This is a genomic window from Butyrivibrio sp. AE2005, from assembly GCF_000686965.1.
Taxonomy (GTDB): domain Bacteria; phylum Bacillota; class Clostridia; order Lachnospirales; family Lachnospiraceae; genus Butyrivibrio; species Butyrivibrio hungatei_A.
The window spans coordinates 64,021-82,501 of record NZ_JMMD01000018.1; the positions used below are offsets into that span (position 1 = coordinate 64,021).

An 18,481-nucleotide genomic window follows, 5' to 3' on the forward strand; every position below is an offset into this window, starting at 1 on the left:
AAGAGAGGATTTAATTATGGCATTTTTTCAGAGTTCAGTAACAGTACTTCAGTCACTCGTGATCGCACTTGGAGCAGGTCTTGGCATCTGGGGCGGCATAAACCTTATGGAAGGTTATGGCGGAGACAATCCCGCTGCTAAGAGCCAGGGAATGAAGCAGCTAATGGCAGGAGGCGGAATTGCACTTATCGGAACGACTCTTGTACCTCTTCTTGCAGGTCTTTTTTAAGATTGGTAGGAGTGATCAGACAGCGGCCGGAGAGAAATCTCCGGTCGTATTTAAAAGTAATGGAGGGCATGCATGGAATCAGTATTAGAACAGATTGAAGAATGGTTTAGAAACATGCTCATCGAAGGAATAATGGAACATCTTACGAATACCTTTTCATCATTGAATACAGAGGTTGGAGAGATATCAAATGTTGTTGGGCAGACACCTGCAGAGTTCTTGCCATCGGTATATAACCTGATAAGAACCTTGTCAGAGAATCTGATAATGCCGATAGCGGGAATCATCCTGACTATCATCGCATGTTATGAGCTTATCCAGCTCGTGATAAGTCACAACAACCTTGCCAATTTCGAGACCTTTATATTTTTTAAATGGGTATTTAAGACTTTTGTGGCGGTAACACTTATAACAAATACTTTTACGATAACAATGGCGGTGTTTGATGTAGCCAAGTGGGTTATAGAAAGAAGTGGAGGAATCATAGCCGCAAGCACGGCGGTAGATGCATCCACTCTTGCATCAATGCAGCCTGTTCTTGAAGCGATGGATACGGGAGAACTGTTCAGCATCTTCCTGCAGACATTTGTTTTGCAGTTCCTCATAAAGCTGGCAGCGGTGTTTATCTTCATCGTGGTGAATGGAAGGATGATTGAGATTTATCTGTACGTTTCAATGGCTCCAATCCCGTTTGCAACGTTTGGAAATCAGGAACAATCGCAGATGGGACAGAACTATTTTAAGGCTCTGTGGGCTCTTGGGCTTCAGGGATTTCTTATCATGGTCTGCGTTGGCATATATGCCGTGATGATACAGTCTGTCGCATTTAGCTCAGACATCATGGCATCAATGTGGAAAGTATTTGGTTTCACGGTACTTCTTGGATTTACGCTACTCAAGTCGGGTTCGATAGCAAAATCGATTCTTCATGCAACATAAGGAGGATTTATGGCAAATTATATCAGTGTACCTCGTGATTTTTCCAAAGTGAAATCCAAGGTATTTTTTAATCTGACAAAAAGACAGCTCATATGCTTTTCGCTGGGAGCAATGATAGGTGTTCCCACCTTCTTTCTCATAAAACGGTTTGGAAATGTGACAGTGGCAACTCTTGGGATGATGATCACCATGATGCCGCTGTTTTTTCTTGCCATGTATGAAAAGAATGAGCAGCCACTTGAGGTGTACATAGAGCATTTCATTGATGCTACGTTCAAAAGACCTAAAGTACGCCCGTATAGAACACAAAATTATTATGCACTGCTTGAAACAATAGCAGAGCAGGAAAGGAAGACAGATGATAAAACCATTTCAAAAGGGAAAGAAAAAAAGAGATGTTCCTCAGACCGCACAGGAAAGCATTCCCTTTGACAGAATGTTTCCCGATGGTATATGCCGCGTAGGGAAGAATTTTTACACTAAGACAATACAGTTTCAGGATATCAATTACCAACTTGCTCAACAGGAAGACCAGACGGAGATATTTGAGGAATGGTGCAGTTTCCTTAACTTCTTCGATAGTTCGGTGCACTTCCAGCTATCTTTTTTAAACCTCACGACAGATGTAGAGAAGTTTGAGAAAAAGATAGCTATAAAGCATAGAGGCGACGGTTACGACAGAGTTCGTGACGAGTATAGTTATATGCTGTTTCATCAGATGCAGGCAGGGAACAACGGACTTACCAAGACGAAGTTCCTTACTTTCGGAATACATGCAAACGGTATGAAAGAGGCTAAGCCAAGGCTTGCACATATTGAGAATGATCTTCTCAACAACTTCAAGAGAATTGGAGCGGTAGCCGCAACTCTAAACGGAATGGAGAGACTAGAGCTTATGCATGCTCAGTTTCATATAGGGGATGATTCCAAGTTCTTTTTTGACTGGAACGATTTTTCTAAAGCGGGATCCTCCGTTAAGGATGCTATTGCACCGAGTAGCTTCTACTTCAAGAACGGAAGGGTCTTTAAGATGGGAAGTACTTACGGTTGCATGAGTTTTTTGCATATAACGGCATCTGATATAAGCGACAGGATGCTTGCTGATTTTCTTTCCATGGAATCAAGTCAGATAGTTACTATCCATCTGCAGTCGGTCAATCAAAATGAAGCGATAAAGACCATAAAACACACCATCACTGAACTTGACAGATCCAAGATAGATGAGCAGAAACGAGCAGTCCGCTCCGGATATGACATGGATATAATTCCTTCGGATCTTGCGACATACGGAAAAGATGCAAAAGAACTCTTGAAGGAATTGCAGTCCCAAAATGAGAGAATGTTCCTTATGACATTTCTGATCATGAATACCGGGAAAACACAGCAGGAGCTTGAGAACAATTTCTTTCAGGCAAACAGTATAGCTCAGAAGCATAACTGCAATCTTATAAGACTCGATTTTCAGCAGGAGCAGGGACTTATGAGTATGCTTCCGCTTGCAAGCAATCTTATCGAGATAAGAAGAGGAATGACAACTTCTTCAACGGCTATCTTTGTTCCTTTTACTACTCAGGAGCTGTTCCAGACGGGAAAAGAATCTCTGTATTACGGTGTGAATGCACTTTCGAGTAACCTCATCATGGTAGACAGAAAGCTCCTTAAGAATCCCAACGGACTTATACTTGGAACTCCCGGTTCCGGTAAATCTTTTGCGGCAAAAAGAGAGATTGCTAATGCTTTTCTTGTTACGGATGACGATATCGTCATATCAGATCCCGAGCGTGAGTACAGTCCACTTGTTGAACACTTCGGAGGTCAGGTCATAAAGATAAGTCCGACATCGACGCAGTACATCAATCCAATGGACATCAACAACAATTATTCCGATGATGACGATCCGGTAATGCTTAAGGCGGATTTTATCCTGTCCTTGTGTGAGCTTATCGTAGGAGGAAAAGAAGGACTTCTTCCTGTAGAGAAGACGGTCATCGACAGATGTATTCACCAGATTTACCGAAGGTATTATGAAAATCCCGTGCCTGAGAATATGCCTATACTTGAAGATTTATACAATGAGCTTCTTAAACAGGAAGAGGCGGAGGCTATACATATAGCTACGGCACTTGAGATTTATGTATCGGGTTCACTTAATGTCTTTAACCACAGGACAAATGTGGATATAAAGAGCAGGATAGTATGCTACGACATTAAGGAACTTGGTAAGCAGCTCAAGAAGATCGGAATGCTCATAATTCAGGATCAAGTTTGGGGAAGAGTATCATCCAACAGAGAAGCCGGAAAGTCTACAAGGTACTATTCGGATGAGATGCACTTGCTTCTAAAAGAAGAGCAGACAGCCGCTTATACGGTAGAGATATGGAAGCGCTTCAGAAAATGGGGAGGAATCCCGACAGGTATAACTCAGAACATTAAGGATCTGCTTGCTTCACGCGAGATTGAGAACGTTTTTGAAAATTCGGATTTTATTCTCATGCTCAATCAGGCGGTGGGAGACAGGCAGATTCTTGCCAAGCAGCTTAACATAAGCCCTCATCAGCTCTCGTATGTAACACATTCGGGAGAAGGTGAAGGGCTTTTGTTTTACGGAAATGTCATCCTGCCATTTGTTGACAGATTCCCTAAAGACCTTGAACTTTATCGGATTATGACTACGAAGCCGCAGGAGATTAATGAAGCAAAGGAGCAGAAGAATGGATGATGAAAGAAAAAAGAATAGTGAAGATAAGAACTCCGGTGTCCAAAGTATAGAAGCCGGATTATCTGTAGCTCATGTCTATGCAGAAAAGCTTGAGAAATATAACTATAAGAAAAAGCAGAGGGCAAAGAAGCTACGTAAACATGTGGCTGAGGACAGAGCAGTTCAGAAGTCGGAATCCAATCCTCAATCAAAAGCAAGGCAGCGCGCACGGATAAAAAAAGAGACTCAGAGAAAGGTACAGAATCGAAGTTCCAAAGAGGCGGCAAATCAGTTTGGGGATATCAGCAGAAAGTTTGTGGATAAAGCAGAAGATTTAACGGGAAAGTTTGCTGAATATTTAGCGGAACACTTTGAAGAATGGTTTGTTGTTTTTGTGGTGCTGGTTCTTATCCTTGTTATCGGAGCTCTTTTCTCTTCATGTGGTTCCGCTCTTACGGGTACTTCGCATGTGGGAGTCGCAACAAGTTATACATCCGACGATGATGACATATACGAGGTTGAGGATGACTACAGGGAAATGGAAGAGACGCTTCAGGAAATAATAGATAATGTTGAGGATGTTCATCCCGATTATGACGAGTATCAATACTATCTTGATAATATCGGGCATAATCCGTATCAGCTTGCGGCGGTGCTTACAGTCCTCTATGAGCAGTATAAAGGCAATATCGTGAGAGCAACATTAACGGAGATCTTTGAGCGTCAGTATTATCTTTCTTTTAGTTCTGTTACTGAGACAAGAACGGATGATGATACGGGAATCCAGTATGAATATAAGATTCTGAAGGTTACTTTGGTCAACAGAACGTTGGATACCGTCATAAGAGGTCTTGGATTATCTGCAGACCAAATGGCAAGGTACGAAGTTCTTCTTGAGACCTATGGGAATAAGAGATATCTGTTTGAGGATGACATTTATTCCATAGTGGAGCCGGGAAGATACGGTGAGTATGATGTTCCACCTGAAGCTCTTACCAATACGAGATTTTCCAACATGATAAGAGAGGCTGAGAAGTATCTTGGATATCCATATGTCTGGGGAGGAAGCAAACCTTCAACGTCGTTTGATTGCTCAGGATTTGTGTGCTGGGTAATCAATCATAGCAACAACGGATGGAATGTCGGAAGGACAACTGCGAACGGACTTCTTGGAAGATGTACAAGAGTCTCTGCATCGGAAGCACAGCCGGGAGACCTTATCTTTTTCAAAGGAACTTATGATGTGAAGGGTGCTAGTCACGTTGCAATATACGTCGGGGATGGGATGATGCTTCATGCAGGAAATCCGATTCAGTATACGTCTATAAATACAAACTATTGGCGAAAGCACTTTTACACTTACGGAAGAATCAATGGTTAAGGGAGGTAATTATGTTTGAGAGAATTGATAGATTAAGAGATGAGCTTGAGAGAGCCAAGATGCGAAGAGCGGAAGCTGAGGCGAGAGTCAAGGTTTGTGAGAGTAAGTTAAAAGAAGCTGAGAATAACCAGATCATATCGGAAGTTGCCAAAAGAAAACTTCGCCCCGAAGAGCTGGCTAAACTTCTTCAGATAGCGGCTGACGGAAGGTTGGAAGCTCTTTTGTCGGGAAATCCTGTAGAGGGTACTGCAAATGTAAACGATGCGGACTTGGATAAAGACTATGATGAAAGTGAGGAAACAGGTTATGAAGAATCTTAAGCTTAATAAGTTTGGTATGAAAGCTGTGGCGGGTGCTGCAGCTCTTTTTATTGGAATGACTCCGGTAAATGTATTTGCGAATGCACCGGAGTGTACTTGTGAAACAAAGTGTACCGAGGATTGTATCAACAAAGAGTGCAAGGTATGCGGAAATGATTTCCATGATTGTGAGGGAAAAGAAACGGATGAGCTATCTGAAGAATATGGGCCGCTTACACCTGACGGAAATATGGAGCTTGTGGATGACTACGGAAGCTTAGAGTGTGGCGGCAAGCAGTTTATAACGGTCGTTACAAAGAGCGGAAATTATTTCTACATCATAATCGACAGAGATGATGAGGGTAACGAGAATGTTCATTTCCTGAATATGGTTGATGAAAGAGACCTTCTTACTTTGATGGATGATGAGGAAGTAAAAGAGTATATGGAAATTGTGAAGGAAGAGGAAAAAGAGCCTGAGCCTGAACCGACTCCCGTGCCTATTCCAGAACCAGAGCCGACACCTGTTCCTGAGCCTGTGAAGAAAGACTATACTCTGCTTCTTATCGTTCTTCCCATTACTGCGATCGGAATGATATTTGCATATTTTACTCTTAAGAAAAAGAGACAGCAGCCCAAGGATGAACCCGATCCCGATGTGGACTACATGGATGATGAGAATGATTATCTTAACAGGATTGAAGCAGAGGATGTGAGGGATGATGAGTAAACGTGTGATCAATCTGAAGGTGCGAATTACACCGGAAGAGCAGGAGATAATCAGTGAAAAGATTGGGCGTGTAGGCGAAAAAAATATCAGTGCCTATATACGAAGACTTGTGCTAACGGGGCATGTGATAGAAGTGGACATGTCCGACTTTAGGGAGTTAAGGAGACTTGTAAGTATCGAGAGTAATAATCTCAATCAATATGCAAGACGAGCGAACGAGACCGGAAGTATCTACAAGGCGGATATCGAAAGCTTGCAGAAATCTCATAAGGAGCTTATCCGCCTTTTGGGAGAAATTCTCGATAAGTTTAACAACATGCAATGAGTGAAATGAGGTAAACGGAAATGGCAGCGACGAGACTGATTGCTATGCATAAGAATATAGGAAAGTCGGTGGGACAATGCTTGGCTGCTCGAACGGATTATGCCAAGGATGAAGATAAGACCGAAGATGGAAAGTACATAACTGCCTATGCCTGCAATGTGGATATTGTGGAAAAAGAGTTCTTGGATTCAAGAAATGAATACATAAGAACTACAGGCAGAGAATATAAGGGCGATATTATTGCTTATCAGATCAGACAATCCTTTAAACCCGGCGAAGTTACGCCTGAAGAAGCAAATGCAATCGGTTACGAAACTGCCATGAGGTTTACCAAAGGAAATCATCAATTCATATGTTGCACTCATGTTGATAAGGATCATATCCATAATCATGTTATATATAACTCCGTCAACCTGCATTGTGACAAGAAATTCAGAGATTCATGGTTTTGCGGGATTGGTCTTAGGCGCCTATCTGACATGATCTGTCTTGAGCATGGCTTATCTGTAATAGAACCTTACAAGCATAAGGGAAAGAAACCAATCTATCAAAAGAGCTATCGGCAGGATATAAGAGATGCCATTGATAAGATTCTTGAAGGTAAGCCCAAAAATCTTGAAGCTCTTTTATCCGAACTTGTTAAATCGGGGTATGAGATAAAGCGCGGAAAACACTTGGCACTAAGAGGTCATGGAAGGAAAAATTTTGTCAGGTTCAGATCTTTGGGAAAAGAGTATTCGTTGGAAACTCTGAAAAATAAGATTGAAGGAAGTCTTGAGATTAAAGATTCCAAGCAAGATATTTCTTTTGACCTTCTCGTTGATATTCAGGAAAAAATCAGGCAGGGAAAGGGTATAGGTTATGTTCGCTGGAGTAAAAAATTCAACAATAAGGCTATGATGAAAACTTTGCTCTTCTTGAATGATAGGGGAATCAGAAGTTATGCGCAGCTCAAGGAAAAGGCAGATGTATCGGCTAAAGATTTTAGGAAACTTACTGATGGCATAAGAACTCTTGAAACAAAAATTGATGGGCTGGGAAAGCTTCGTAAACACATGATCAACTTCAATAAGACGCGAGCTGTTTTCGAAGAATACAAGAAATCTCGTTACAGCAAAAAGTTTTTTGAAGCTCATCGTGAGGAAATCACAAAGTGCAGAGCGGCAAAAAATGCTTTTAACGAATATGGAAAAAAGCTTCCTTCAATAAAAGAGCTGAACAATGAAATCGGAAGTCTCTTGCAAGAGAAAAAATCTTTATACAAAGACTATTACATTAAGCGGGATGATAATAAAAATCTTCAGGAAGCTAAGAGAAACGTGGAGATGTTTTTGCAGATTGGAGCAAAAGATACAGAAAAGAAAATCGAGAGGTCGAAGCCTTCTCGGTGATATAAAAACGAAGTTATTAAGCGTTAGCGCCGTTCCGAATTTTTCGGTTAAAGGGGTTTGGGGCGGTACGCCTCAACAAGCGGCAAGAGCATTTGTCCCACAAATGCACTGCTTGCCACTTTTTTAATAGCCCTCGTAGGGATTCTTCAGAAGCGGCGCTACGCCTAGTTTTGATAGGAGGGATTTGAGATGAATAAAGTAATATTGGCAGGTCGTCTTACCAGAGATGCTGAGATAAGAAATGCATCTTCAGACAAGAAGGTGGCAAGATGTACCCTTGCGGTCAACAGAACATATAAACGCGAAGATGATGAGCAATCAGCTGACTTCATAAATCTTGTTTCTTTCAAAAATCAAGCAGACTTCCTTGAGAAGTATGGCAAGAAAGGTACCAAGTTTATTGTCACTGGACGCATCCAAACAGGCAGCTATGAAAAGGACGGAACTCGAATTTTTACCACCGATGTAATCGTTGAACAACTCGAATTTGCCGAGAGCAAAAACTCTTCCGGTATTGAAGCCGAAGAAGAGTACGCAGAAGTCCCAGAAGGATTTGAAGGACTTCCGTTTAAATAGTGGAATTTGATTTGGGGAGCCTTGTAGAAATGCAGGGCTCCCCGTTTTTTTAATTGTACCTATATGTACAACAAAGTAGTAGAGAATGATTGACTATAAAAGTTTAGGAAGAAGTACATTATTTAAGCGGATTTGATTGATGATATGATATAATTTTTCTAATGATTTGCCGTATTTATGAGATGTTTTACATTTGTTAAACTAGAATGATTTTTGTTGAGGAGACTTGGGAGGGAAAATGTTAAAGAACATAAAATTTCGCGGTAGATATTTTGATGATGAAGCAAATATTGAAATGTTTCCTGAAAATAATAGGCTGTCAATTATATATGGAAAGAACGGATCAGGGAAGAGTACCATAGCAGATGCTGTGAAATATGCTGCTGGAAAGAATGTTGAAGGCATTGATTATGCCAATTTATATGATGATACTGGTGTAGCTTATTCGGATACAGAAGATATTCATATTTTTAATGAAGATTATGTTAATACAAGAGTAAAAGTAAAAGAGGATGGACTTAAAACTATTGTACTTTTAGGTGAGCTCGGAGAATTAGAAGAGAAGATACAAGATATTGAGCTAAAGATTGAAGCTGAAACCCAAAAGAATTGTAATTTAAAAAATGAGCTTGAAGAACTACAAGATAGAGAGAATCCTAAGTCTGAATTATATTGTAGGATGCAAATAAATTTAGGACTGTCAGGCGATATTCATTGGGCGGATAGGGAAAAAAGAATTAAAAATTTAAAAAGAAATGCTAGTGTGACTGATTCTGTGATGGATAGTATTATTCGTCTTCAGCCGGATGAAAGTCTTGGGATAATACAAAATCGATTTGATAAAAATCTACTTTTGCTGAATCAAGTACGTGATAATGAAGCAGAAAAAATCAATAATACGGTGGCACTACAAGTTGATTTTAGTGAGGTGCAGTTACAATCGTTGTTAAAGCAAAAAGTTGAGAGCCCTTCATTAAGTGATAGAGAAGAAAAAATTCTTAGAATGATAGAAGAGGGTAAAGCTGATAATGTAAATGAGATGAGAAGAATATTCTCTAAAGAAAAAACCGCTCATTGCCCATTTTGCTTTCAGGAGGTTTCAAATGAATACAAGAAGGGATTGATTGGAAGTATTGAAAAGGTTTTATCAAAAGAATTTGACGAACATCAGGAAAAACTTGAAAAAAGCATCATTCAGCAAATAGAAGTTGATTTTAATGGTTTAGAAGCATTGAATTCAAAAATGGTCCTAGCTTGTAGAAATAAAATTGAAGAAATCAACAAAGAAATATTCGCGATTCGTGAAATAATATTAAAGAAGATTAATCATCCATATACACCGATACTCGATTTTGAGACGGAATTGCAAGATAGGTTGGAAGAATATGAAGAATTAAGGAAAAAGCTGCAGGACGAAATTGATAAGTATAATGAAGCGGTAGGAAAGGTTGGAATATTAGAAAGAAAACTTTCTGAAGATAATGCCTTAATTGCTCATTATGAAGTGGTAAACGATATTAATCGCTGGGAGCAGGCGAAAAAAGAATTGGAAGCAGCAAAAAAAGCTGTAGAGAACTCAAATAAAGAGCTAAAAGAAAAAGGTGAGGTTCTAGAACTATTACGTGCAAAAAAGAAAAATATAAAAATAGCAGTCAATCTTATCAATAATAGCTTGAGATATGTATTCTTTTCAAAAGATAGGCTTGAAATTAAAGTTGAAAATGAGAAGTATGTGTTGTATTCAAGAGGAATATCGGTTAAGCCAAGTAATGTATCGCTTGGAGAACGAAACATAATTGCTTTATGTTATTTTTTTACTGAATTAATCTCTAATCAGGCAGCAAAAGACGGATACGCAAAAAAATCAGTGGTTATTATAGATGATCCGGTTTCAAGTTTCGATTTTGAAAATAAAGTTGGAATAATGTCGTTATTAAAGGATAAGGTGTCATCGATAATCAAAAACAATGATGAGAGCCAGGTTGCTGTGATGACTCATGATATGCAGTGCTATTATGATTTTCAAAAAATCGCAGATGAGATTTCGAAAGAAGTTAATGCCGAGAGTCATGGGAATAAAAGACTAAGTTTTAATGTTCGAGAATTAAAGAATAAAGAATTAGTTCCAATAGCAAGAAAACCCAATGAATATAGTGAACTAATTAAAACTGTATATGGATATGCGTGCGGAAATGCGAATGGATATGAATATACGATTGGAAATGTTATGCGACGTATTCTTGAAGCTTTTTCTACATTTATTTATAAAAAAGGAATAGAAGACGTATCTATTGATGATTCAATCTTAGCATGTATAGATGATAAAGATTATGTGGAGTATTTTAAGAATCTAATGTATCGGCTTGTGTTGCATGGTGAAAGCCATATGGAAGAAAGGGTTAAAGCGCTGCAGGATCCAGAATATTTGAATTTTATTAGTGAAGAGGCGAAGGAAAGGACTGCGCAAGAAGTCATATGTTTTATGTATAAATTGAATTCAAGACATGTATTGGCACATCTTGAGGGAGAGAAAGATGTTGTAAAGAATATTGACGATTGGCTTAAAAAGATTAAGGACTTTTATGCATAATGATGATTTCAAGAGAACCACGTTTTCATGGAATAACAACTGAAAAAACATCGCGGAGCATGAGTAAGATTCGTAGTAAAGACACAAAGATTGAAGTCGTTCTCCGCAAGGCATTATGGAGTAAAGGGTATCGATACCGTAAGAATTATAAAGCTATACCGGGATGCCCGGATATAGCACTCACCAAATATCATATTGCCATATTCTGTGATGGAGAATTCTTTCATGGAAAGGATTGGGAAGTTCTTAAACCTAAGCTTGAGCAGGGGAGGAATCCTGATTATTGGATAAAGAAAATCGAAAGAAATCGAAGTAGGGATAAAGAGAAAGATGCGCAACTCTTATTCCTTGGATGGACGGTGATACATTTCTGGGGAAAAGATATCCTAAAAAAGACGGATGAGTGTATCAAAGTGATAGAGGAAGCAATATTTGATTTTAAGATAGGTGAGATTGATTAGAACACATAATGTAAGAGGGAACTACATGGATGTAAATATTGAACTTGGATATGACAGAACCAATCCAAAATCTATAGAAGCGTATGCGCAGAAACTTATCGGCAGTTCTTTCAGGCAAGTAATGGAAGATGATTCTAATGCAATCAGGGAAGACGAAGCTGCATATGGTAAGTCAGATGTTGCAGAGACTAAACGCAACAAGGGAAATGTCGGACAGATAATCGAAGAATGTTTTTTTCATTATTCTTGTAATAGTGATGCAAGAGCTGATTTTCCGGAGGCAGGTGTTGAACTGAAGGTTACGCCTTACAAAGAAAATAAGAATGGTACGCTATCAGCTAAGGAACGCCTGATCCTTACAATGATAGATTACATGACTGTTGTAAATGAGGACTTTGAGACAAGCCATTTTTGGAATAAGTCAAAGCTGATATTGCTTATCTATTATCTCTATAAGCAGGAGGTCAAGTTTAATCTTGATTATCGCATCGGATATGCAAAACTCTTTACACCGCCGGAACAAGATCTTAAGATCATCAAGCATGATTATGAAATAATCGTAGAAAAGATAAGAGCAGGAAAAGCGCATGAACTTTCTGAAGGAGATACGTTGTATCTTGGAGCAGCTACTAAATCTTCGACATCAGAAGTAAGACGTAAGCAACCCTATAGCGATATTCCTGCAAAGCCTAGAGCATTTACGTTCAAGAATTCATATATGACGTATGTACTTAATAATTATATTATTCCAGGCAAAGATACTTACGAGCCTATAGTCAAAGATGATTCTGTGGAATCGTTTGAAGATTATGTTGTAAATAAAATCGGTGAGTATGCGGGATATTCTGTCGATGAGCTTTGCGAGAAGTTTGATGTTGATATTACTAAGAAAGCAAAAAATCTTGGGGCAATGTTAGCATATAGGATTCTTGGGATAAAAAGTAATCAGGCAGAAGAATTTGAGAAGGCGAATATTGTCCTGAAGACAATTCGGATAGGCTCTAATAATAAGATAAAAGAGAGTATGTCTTTTCCGACATTTAAGTTCAAGGAGCTTGTGCAGGAAGAATGGGATGATTCAACATTCGGGAACTACCTGCGTGAAACAAGATTTTTGTTTGTTGTATATAAGTTTGATGAGAATGAGAAGCTTCATCTCAAAGGAGCACAGTTTTGGAATATTCCATATAAAGATCTTGAAAATGATGTGAGACAGATGTGGGAAAGAACAGTTCAGGTGTTGAAGGAAGGGCTTAAGGTTGAGAAGATTAACGGCATCAATCATAATAATTTTCCTAAAGCAACTGAGAACAGAGTTAGCCATGTAAGGCCACATGCTCAGAACGCAAAAGATACTTATGAACTTCCGGATGGAAGAGAATATCCGAAGCAGTGCTTTTGGCTAAACAATACGTATATTTTGGAACAGATTGATCAAAGGCTTAAATGATGGGGAAAACTGCAATATCATGAATGTCAAGAGTTGATCAATTTGGGGCTTTGTGATATTATTTTTTGGATGGAATAGTTGATCGAAAGACTGTTCTGTGATACGATTTAGATATATTTTTTGATTGGAGTTGTTGGGAATGGAGAAAACGGTTTGTGAGTTGTTTGCAGGTGTTGGTGGATTCAGATGTGGATTAAATTCGATATCCGCAGTTGAGGATGCGCAGAAACCTGAAAAGTGGAAAACAGTCTGGTTCAGCCAGTGGGAACCTGCTGATAAAAAAACACAATGGGCTCATGACTGTTATGTCAACAGATTTGGCGTATGTCTTGACCTTGATGGAAATGATACTACTAATGAAGATATAAATGCAGTTGATAAAAACAAAGTTCCTGATCATACATTACTTGTCGGAGGTTTTCCGTGTCAGGATTATTCTGTGGCTTCAACTCTTGCTACTTCTAAGGGATTAGAGGGTAAGAAAGGTGTTCTTTGGTGGGACATAAGAGATATGCTCGAAGCTAAGAATACTCCTTTTGTTTTGCTTGAGAATGTCGATCGTCTTATAAAGAGTCCTGCAAATCAGAGAGGACGCGATTTTGCTATTATCTTGGCTTGTTTTAGAGATCTTGGATATACAGTAGAATGGAGAGTCATCAATGCTGCTGAATATGGTTATCAGCAGAGAAGAAGGCGTACTTTTATTTTTGCTTATAGAAATGATACTAAGTATGCAAAGAAGGTTCTTGAAGATGCAAATTATATCGCGATGCATGGTGACGAGCTTCATAGACACAGTATCGCAAAGGTTATTCTTTCACAGGGATTTTTCGCGACTTGTTTTCCGGTAGATCCGCTTGATGCAAAGTATGTAAAGATTGGCAAACTTCCAAAGGGTATCGGAGAGCTTTCGGATTCCTTTACTTTCAATTTTGAAAATTCGGGAATGATGTACGATGGAACAATCTATACAGCAAAGACTGTACCTTATTATGATGGTAAGCAGATTACACTTGGTGATGTAATGGAGACCGGAAGAGTTGATGCATCTTTCTTTATTCCTAAGGAAAGATTATATTATACAAACCCTGATGTCACACATAGCGATGAGACAAAGCAGAAGCTGACAAAAGAGGAGCGTCAGACTTGGCAGTATCTTAAAGGTGGAAAAAAGATTTCCAGAACTGCTAAGAACGGGCATGAGTATGCCTTTTCTGAAGGTCCGATTCCTATGATTGATGAGTATAACAAACCTGCAAGAACGATGCTTACAAGCGAAGGATCCTTTAGCAGGACTACTCATATTGTCAGAGATAAGCAGACTGGAGAGATAAGATTACTTACTCCTGTAGAGATGGAGAGGATTCAGGGATTTCCTTCTAACTGGACGAAGGAATGCCTTGTTGATGGCGAGAAGGTTGAAATGCCTGTAAATAAGCGTAAGTTTATGATGGGTAATGCGCTGGTTGTTAATCTTGTAAAGCAGATGGAGCCAGTGATATCAAGTATTATAGAAAATGAAGATTGAAAATAAGTCGTTCTACCTATGGTCGAGCGACTTTTAAGTTATTGGACGTTTTATAAAATCTACAAAAAATAAGAAAGGATTAGTTCAATTGCCGGTAAAAATAGTAATTGGATTATATGTACTGTTATGGGAAATACAGAAAAGTTATATGAAGATTACCGTGATATTGCTCAAAGGGCTTCTGATTTATATCAGGAAAAATTATATAAAGAATTAGAGACAGCAGAGAAAAAGTTAAAAAATATAATTGACACAATTGTTCAAGAACATGCCAAAGACTATAGCCTTCTTATCCAAAATGATTCTAGTAAAGAGATAAGGCTTTTTGAATTAAGTAGCAGGATAAAGGGAAAAGATAGTTTAAGAGAAAAAATAATTAGAGATCAAATATTCTATGATTTAAAAGCAGCTCAAACACCAAGAAAAATAATAAATGTTCTAAAGAATAATATGGATGATCTTATTGGATTAAGATATTTGGTTTCTCTTGCAGAAGATTGTGGTAATATGCTTAAGCTTATAGCTGAAAATGAAAGTGAATTTAATGATGCAGCTATTACATTCAATAATCTTAGGAATAATCCTCAAAAAATGAAAAATGGGCGACAAATATATCGAATAAAAGGTACATATAAAGGATATCCATTTGAATTACAGATAAAAAGTAAGATTGATTCAGCATGGGCAGATATCGAGCATATGTTGTTCTATAAAGATTTTAATTTTTCATACATTCAAGGAACCAATAAAGAAGTAATGAATAAAATTGGAGATTTATTGGAACAGATAGATGGGTTAATGCTTAATGTTAGAAATTCCCATGAAGAATATGACCAAAAAGTTGAAGAAATGGATTTTAGCCAATACTTAAGGACGCAATATGTAAATCTTCTTAGAGAAAAGCTGGGGTCATCCTATGTTTTGACGGAATACCGAAAAAGTATTTATACAATGTTCGATAAATGTTGTGATAATGACACTGCGAAAGTAAAAGTTTTATCACAAAAAGATAATTCTAAATATTCATATATTGCAGAATTTAAATATTGTGAATCATTTAGAGAATCAGTTTTGCATAAAAATTACCAAACGCTTAGAAATGCAAGTATAGAATTTTCTGTATTTGAAAGTTTATATTATGAATGGATAGCAAATTGCAATAAAGAAGGGTATAAAGAAATTAATGAAAAAGAATTAGAAAAGTTTCTTCGTGAGATGCTTTCAAGTATAATTGGAGAGCAATTTAATAGAAGTGGCAGTGAGACGAATTTTAAAGTGTGGTTTATAGACAAAGTAATTGAAATATTATGTAAGGATTCGATTATATGTAAAACTAAATGCTTTTTTTTCAATAAAGATAAGATGGATATGCTATATGCTTTTTGGAGTTCATTCTACGATAGATTAAACGATAAATGGACACAAATTATTTATAAAGAGGGGGATGACGAAGATACTGATACAAAAAGAGAGTCAATAGGAACGGTTGTTATAAAATATATGCTAGATGGAAAAGGAAATCCTTTGGAATACTTCGGGAAAATAAAAAAAATAATTGATGAATCTGAAGAAATAGAAGGATTTATCTTTAATGATTTAAGTGGAGATATATCAGAATGCTATAAAGAAAATAATATTAATTCATCAGGAAAAGAAAAACCTGAGAATCTAATATGTTTATTATTGAATGCTTCTAAATAAGAAGGAGTGAAAAGATGGAATTTTATGGGATAAAATATATACAGGGTAAGCAAAGCTTTATTACAACAGTATTACCGATGAAGTTTATTATGGATAACTATGAGGTCTTAATTTATGGAGAAAATACAGATAATGGTGCAGATCCAGTGTATGGTTATCAACGTGCGCCAAAACCGATGCACTATAATAAAATTGCAAAAGAACTATTAAAGGACATTAATAGTCAAGTTACAACAAACGCAATAGTTTTGGGGATAAATATTGATGATTTAGAAAAAGAATTTGACGAGGATGTAGTTAAGAGGAATAAATCAAATGAATTAATCAAGTTTACAACTAGGGAGGAAAAGCTAAATCATAAATTTAGAGTAATAGACGGACAGCATAGAATAAAAGGGTTCGAGAAGGCTTATGGGGAATATAATGAAGATGGAAAACTTGATTACATTGCCGAATATCAAGTCAGCGTTATTATAATGCTTTTAGAACCAAATTATAGACGCCCAGAGGTGACTGCATTTACTAATATTAATTCCAAAGCAAAACCACTGAAAATGGATTTGACTAAGCTTGCGGAATATAAATATGATTTAAAAGAAAAACCTAGTGAGGTCAACATATATAATTACCTTATTATCAGTGTGATAAAAAAAATAAACTCTGGTGAAGCGTGCAAATATTGGGAAAATGGTATTATTTTTGATGTAAATTCACAGAATGGTGTAGGAATCGTAGGATTAAAGGCGTTTTACGATTCTATAGAATCTATTTGCAAAAATGAAATTAAAAATGAGTTAAGCAAAATAGAGAATAGTGAGTTTGACCAAAAAAAACGTGTATTAGATCTAAAAGCGGAAGAATTAGCAGAAGTAATAGGTAATTGCTGGAATATTGTGTTTGAAAAATGGAATATTTATACTTCGAATGAAATATATGATTCAGGTGAAATACTAAAAACATATTATGACGATTCATATTATATTCAAAAAACAATGGGGGTTTCAGCAATAAACACCCTTATCTCGGATTGCTATAAAAATGGAATTGGCGAGTTTGAAAGAATAATAAAGCAAAGTAAATTAGTAAGTGAGGATTGGAAAAAAAGCGGAAAATTCGCAGGTTTAAGTTCTGCCGGAGGCGCAAAAATAATACAGAAGTATATCAAAAATGAGGAGATATGAATAACAAGAAACTTGAGCGTTGGGCTCAGCAATTGCTTGATACAGGCAAGCGTAATAATATGATCAATTTCAGAACCACCAAAGCATCTACTGCTGAGGTGGTTTATCCTGATGGAGAGGCTTTTTTTGCTAAGTGTCTGAGCACTTCATCATTTGAGATTTTTGATCCTAAGATTGCTGATTATGAAGATGATCAGGAGGCTGTTTTGTCAGCAAACGCTTCTTCTGATGAAACGCAGGAGACGATAGCTTCGGATAAGATGAAGAAGAGTGATTATGTTGCACTCTATTCTTCTAGGATTCATAAGGCCAATCAGGTATTGGTGTATGCCAAGACACCAAATCCGATTATCGCTGTAAGGAACATTGATAAAAAAGCAAGAGATTTCCTTGAGGAAACAGGTGTGAATGTTGCGTATATGGCATTCGGATTTATACGATGGAAAGAGCGCGAAGACTCTGACATCATCAACAAAGCGCCACTTCTTCTTGTGCCTATTACACTGAAAAATGAGTCTTCAGTAGACCCTTATTTCATAGAGCTTACGGGGGATGACATTGTTGTAAATCCAACTTTCAATTATTTCTTGAGTGCACAGTATGGTGTTACGCTTCCGGAATATGAAGAAGATGAGTCACTTACATCATACATATCGAAAGTGCAGGAAATTGTATCCAGACTCCATTGGCAGGTTACTCCTGAGTGTAAGATTGGTATTTTCTCATTTTTAAAAATTAACATGTATCACGATCTCTTGAGTAAAGAGGATAAGATACTACAGAACAGAAACGTTAGGCTGCTCTTGGGTGAACCTGTTGAGAGACCGAACTTTATGGGAGATGGTGAACAGGACCGAGTAGAAAACGAGATTATAGATTTACATACTGTTGTCGATGCGGACTCCAGTCAGATTGAAGCTATAGAGATGGTAAAGACCGGCAAGAGTTTTGTGCTTCAGGGACCTCCCGGAACCGGCAAGTCACAGACTATCACAAACATTA

At 37.7% G+C, this 18,481-nt stretch carries 17 protein-coding genes; all 17 read left to right on the forward strand.

The genetic code is table 11. The annotated features are described in order from the left end of the window. Window positions 1-16 precede the first annotated feature (16 nt). The gene (locus DL92_RS0112330; protein ID WP_026513592.1) at window positions 17-229 is read left to right on the forward strand and encodes a Maff2 family mobile element protein; all 213 of its coding nucleotides are present in this window, start codon (window positions 17-19) and stop codon (window positions 227-229) included. Between the two features lie 72 nt (window positions 230-301). Then, window positions 302-1,168 (forward strand): VirB6/TrbL-like conjugal transfer protein, CD1112 family, encoded by an 867-nt coding sequence (locus DL92_RS0112335; RefSeq protein WP_026513593.1) that lies wholly within the window; start codon window positions 302-304, stop codon window positions 1,166-1,168. A gap of 9 nt (window positions 1,169-1,177) precedes the next feature. Further along, window positions 1,178-1,600, forward strand: coding sequence for a PrgI family protein (locus DL92_RS19180; RefSeq protein ID WP_051625328.1), 423 nt, complete (start codon window positions 1,178-1,180; stop codon window positions 1,598-1,600). Next, window positions 1,527-3,887 (forward strand): VirB4-like conjugal transfer ATPase, CD1110 family, encoded by a 2,361-nt coding sequence (locus DL92_RS0112345; RefSeq protein ID WP_026667883.1) that lies wholly within the window; start codon window positions 1,527-1,529, stop codon window positions 3,885-3,887. Before DL92_RS19180 ends, DL92_RS0112345 begins: the two co-directional genes overlap by 74 nt. Next, window positions 3,880-5,247 (forward strand): C40 family peptidase, encoded by a 1,368-nt coding sequence (locus DL92_RS21690; RefSeq protein ID WP_051625329.1) that lies wholly within the window; start codon window positions 3,880-3,882, stop codon window positions 5,245-5,247. The genes DL92_RS0112345 and DL92_RS21690 overlap by 8 nt, the downstream gene beginning before the upstream one ends. Window positions 5,248-5,258: 11 nt before the next feature. Continuing rightward, a complete protein-coding gene (locus tag DL92_RS19190; RefSeq protein ID WP_034469085.1) occupies window positions 5,259-5,567 on the forward strand; it encodes a DUF4315 family protein in 309 nt (102 codons plus the stop codon). Next, a complete protein-coding gene (locus DL92_RS19195) occupies window positions 5,554-6,276 on the forward strand; it encodes a DUF4366 domain-containing protein (RefSeq protein ID WP_051625330.1) in 723 nt (240 codons plus the stop codon). The genes DL92_RS19190 and DL92_RS19195 overlap by 14 nt, the downstream gene beginning before the upstream one ends. Next, window positions 6,266-6,601 (forward strand): plasmid mobilization protein, encoded by a 336-nt coding sequence (locus tag DL92_RS0112365; RefSeq protein ID WP_051625331.1) that lies wholly within the window; start codon window positions 6,266-6,268, stop codon window positions 6,599-6,601. The genes DL92_RS19195 and DL92_RS0112365 overlap by 11 nt, the downstream gene beginning before the upstream one ends. Before the next feature lie 20 nt (window positions 6,602-6,621). Then, on the forward strand, window positions 6,622-7,992 hold the full coding sequence (locus DL92_RS0112370) for a relaxase/mobilization nuclease domain-containing protein (protein WP_026667886.1): 1,371 nt from the start codon (window positions 6,622-6,624) through the stop codon (window positions 7,990-7,992). Between the two features lie 189 nt (window positions 7,993-8,181). Next, window positions 8,182-8,568, forward strand: coding sequence for a single-stranded DNA-binding protein (locus DL92_RS19200; RefSeq protein WP_051625332.1), 387 nt, complete (start codon window positions 8,182-8,184; stop codon window positions 8,566-8,568). A 238-nt stretch (window positions 8,569-8,806) separates the two neighbouring features. Then, a complete protein-coding gene (locus DL92_RS0112380) occupies window positions 8,807-11,158 on the forward strand; it encodes an AAA family ATPase (RefSeq protein ID WP_034469088.1) in 2,352 nt (783 codons plus the stop codon). 2 nt (window positions 11,159-11,160) lie between these two features. Further along, window positions 11,161-11,619 (forward strand): very short patch repair endonuclease, encoded by a 459-nt coding sequence (locus DL92_RS0112385; RefSeq protein WP_026667888.1) that lies wholly within the window; start codon window positions 11,161-11,163, stop codon window positions 11,617-11,619. A 25-nt stretch (window positions 11,620-11,644) separates the two neighbouring features. Continuing rightward, window positions 11,645-13,069: a Sau3AI family type II restriction endonuclease gene (locus tag DL92_RS0112390; RefSeq protein ID WP_026667889.1), complete on the forward strand. Its 1,425-nt coding sequence runs from the start codon at window positions 11,645-11,647 to the stop codon at window positions 13,067-13,069. A gap of 139 nt (window positions 13,070-13,208) precedes the next feature. Next, on the forward strand, window positions 13,209-14,597 hold the full coding sequence (dcm, locus tag DL92_RS0112395) for a DNA (cytosine-5-)-methyltransferase (RefSeq protein WP_026667890.1): 1,389 nt from the start codon (window positions 13,209-13,211) through the stop codon (window positions 14,595-14,597). Between the two features lie 126 nt (window positions 14,598-14,723). Further along, on the forward strand, window positions 14,724-16,298 hold the full coding sequence (locus tag DL92_RS0112400) for a nucleotidyltransferase family protein (RefSeq protein ID WP_026667891.1): 1,575 nt from the start codon (window positions 14,724-14,726) through the stop codon (window positions 16,296-16,298). A 14-nt stretch (window positions 16,299-16,312) separates the two neighbouring features. Further along, a complete protein-coding gene (locus DL92_RS0112405; protein WP_026667892.1) occupies window positions 16,313-17,479 on the forward strand; it encodes a DGQHR domain-containing protein in 1,167 nt (388 codons plus the stop codon). Next, the coding region (locus DL92_RS0112410) for a DUF4011 domain-containing protein (RefSeq protein ID WP_026667893.1) at window positions 17,476-18,481 on the forward strand (1,006 nt) is incomplete at its 3' end. The genes DL92_RS0112405 and DL92_RS0112410, both read left to right, overlap by 4 nt.

What these genes read in the sequence shown, in the direction of transcription:
- DL92_RS0112400 (WP_026667891.1), top strand. Translation starts at nt 14,724, where the DNA reads ATGGGAAATACAGAAAAGTTATATGAAGATTACCGTGATATTGCTCAA.
- DL92_RS19200 (WP_051625332.1), top strand. Translation starts at nt 8,182, where the DNA reads ATGAATAAAGTAATATTGGCAGGTCGTCTTACCAGAGATGCTGAGATA.
- DL92_RS0112370 (WP_026667886.1), top strand. Translation starts at nt 6,622, where the DNA reads ATGGCAGCGACGAGACTGATTGCTATGCATAAGAATATAGGAAAGTCG.
- DL92_RS0112385 (WP_026667888.1), top strand. Translation starts at nt 11,161, where the DNA reads ATGATTTCAAGAGAACCACGTTTTCATGGAATAACAACTGAAAAAACA.
- DL92_RS0112330 (WP_026513592.1), top strand. Translation starts at nt 17, where the DNA reads ATGGCATTTTTTCAGAGTTCAGTAACAGTACTTCAGTCACTCGTGATC.
- DL92_RS19180 (WP_051625328.1), top strand. Translation starts at nt 1,178, where the DNA reads ATGGCAAATTATATCAGTGTACCTCGTGATTTTTCCAAAGTGAAATCC.
- DL92_RS19190 (WP_034469085.1), top strand. Translation starts at nt 5,259, where the DNA reads ATGTTTGAGAGAATTGATAGATTAAGAGATGAGCTTGAGAGAGCCAAG.
- DL92_RS0112345 (WP_026667883.1), top strand. Translation starts at nt 1,527, where the DNA reads ATGATAAAACCATTTCAAAAGGGAAAGAAAAAAAGAGATGTTCCTCAG.
- dcm (WP_026667890.1), top strand. Translation starts at nt 13,209, where the DNA reads ATGGAGAAAACGGTTTGTGAGTTGTTTGCAGGTGTTGGTGGATTCAGA.
- DL92_RS0112380 (WP_034469088.1), top strand. Translation starts at nt 8,807, where the DNA reads ATGTTAAAGAACATAAAATTTCGCGGTAGATATTTTGATGATGAAGCA.
- DL92_RS0112335 (WP_026513593.1), top strand. Translation starts at nt 302, where the DNA reads ATGGAATCAGTATTAGAACAGATTGAAGAATGGTTTAGAAACATGCTC.
- DL92_RS21690 (WP_051625329.1), top strand. Translation starts at nt 3,880, where the DNA reads ATGGATGATGAAAGAAAAAAGAATAGTGAAGATAAGAACTCCGGTGTC.
- DL92_RS0112390 (WP_026667889.1), top strand. Translation starts at nt 11,645, where the DNA reads ATGGATGTAAATATTGAACTTGGATATGACAGAACCAATCCAAAATCT.
- DL92_RS0112405 (WP_026667892.1), top strand. Translation starts at nt 16,313, where the DNA reads ATGGAATTTTATGGGATAAAATATATACAGGGTAAGCAAAGCTTTATT.
- DL92_RS19195 (WP_051625330.1), top strand. Translation starts at nt 5,554, where the DNA reads ATGAAGAATCTTAAGCTTAATAAGTTTGGTATGAAAGCTGTGGCGGGT.
- DL92_RS0112365 (WP_051625331.1), top strand. Translation starts at nt 6,266, where the DNA reads ATGATGAGTAAACGTGTGATCAATCTGAAGGTGCGAATTACACCGGAA.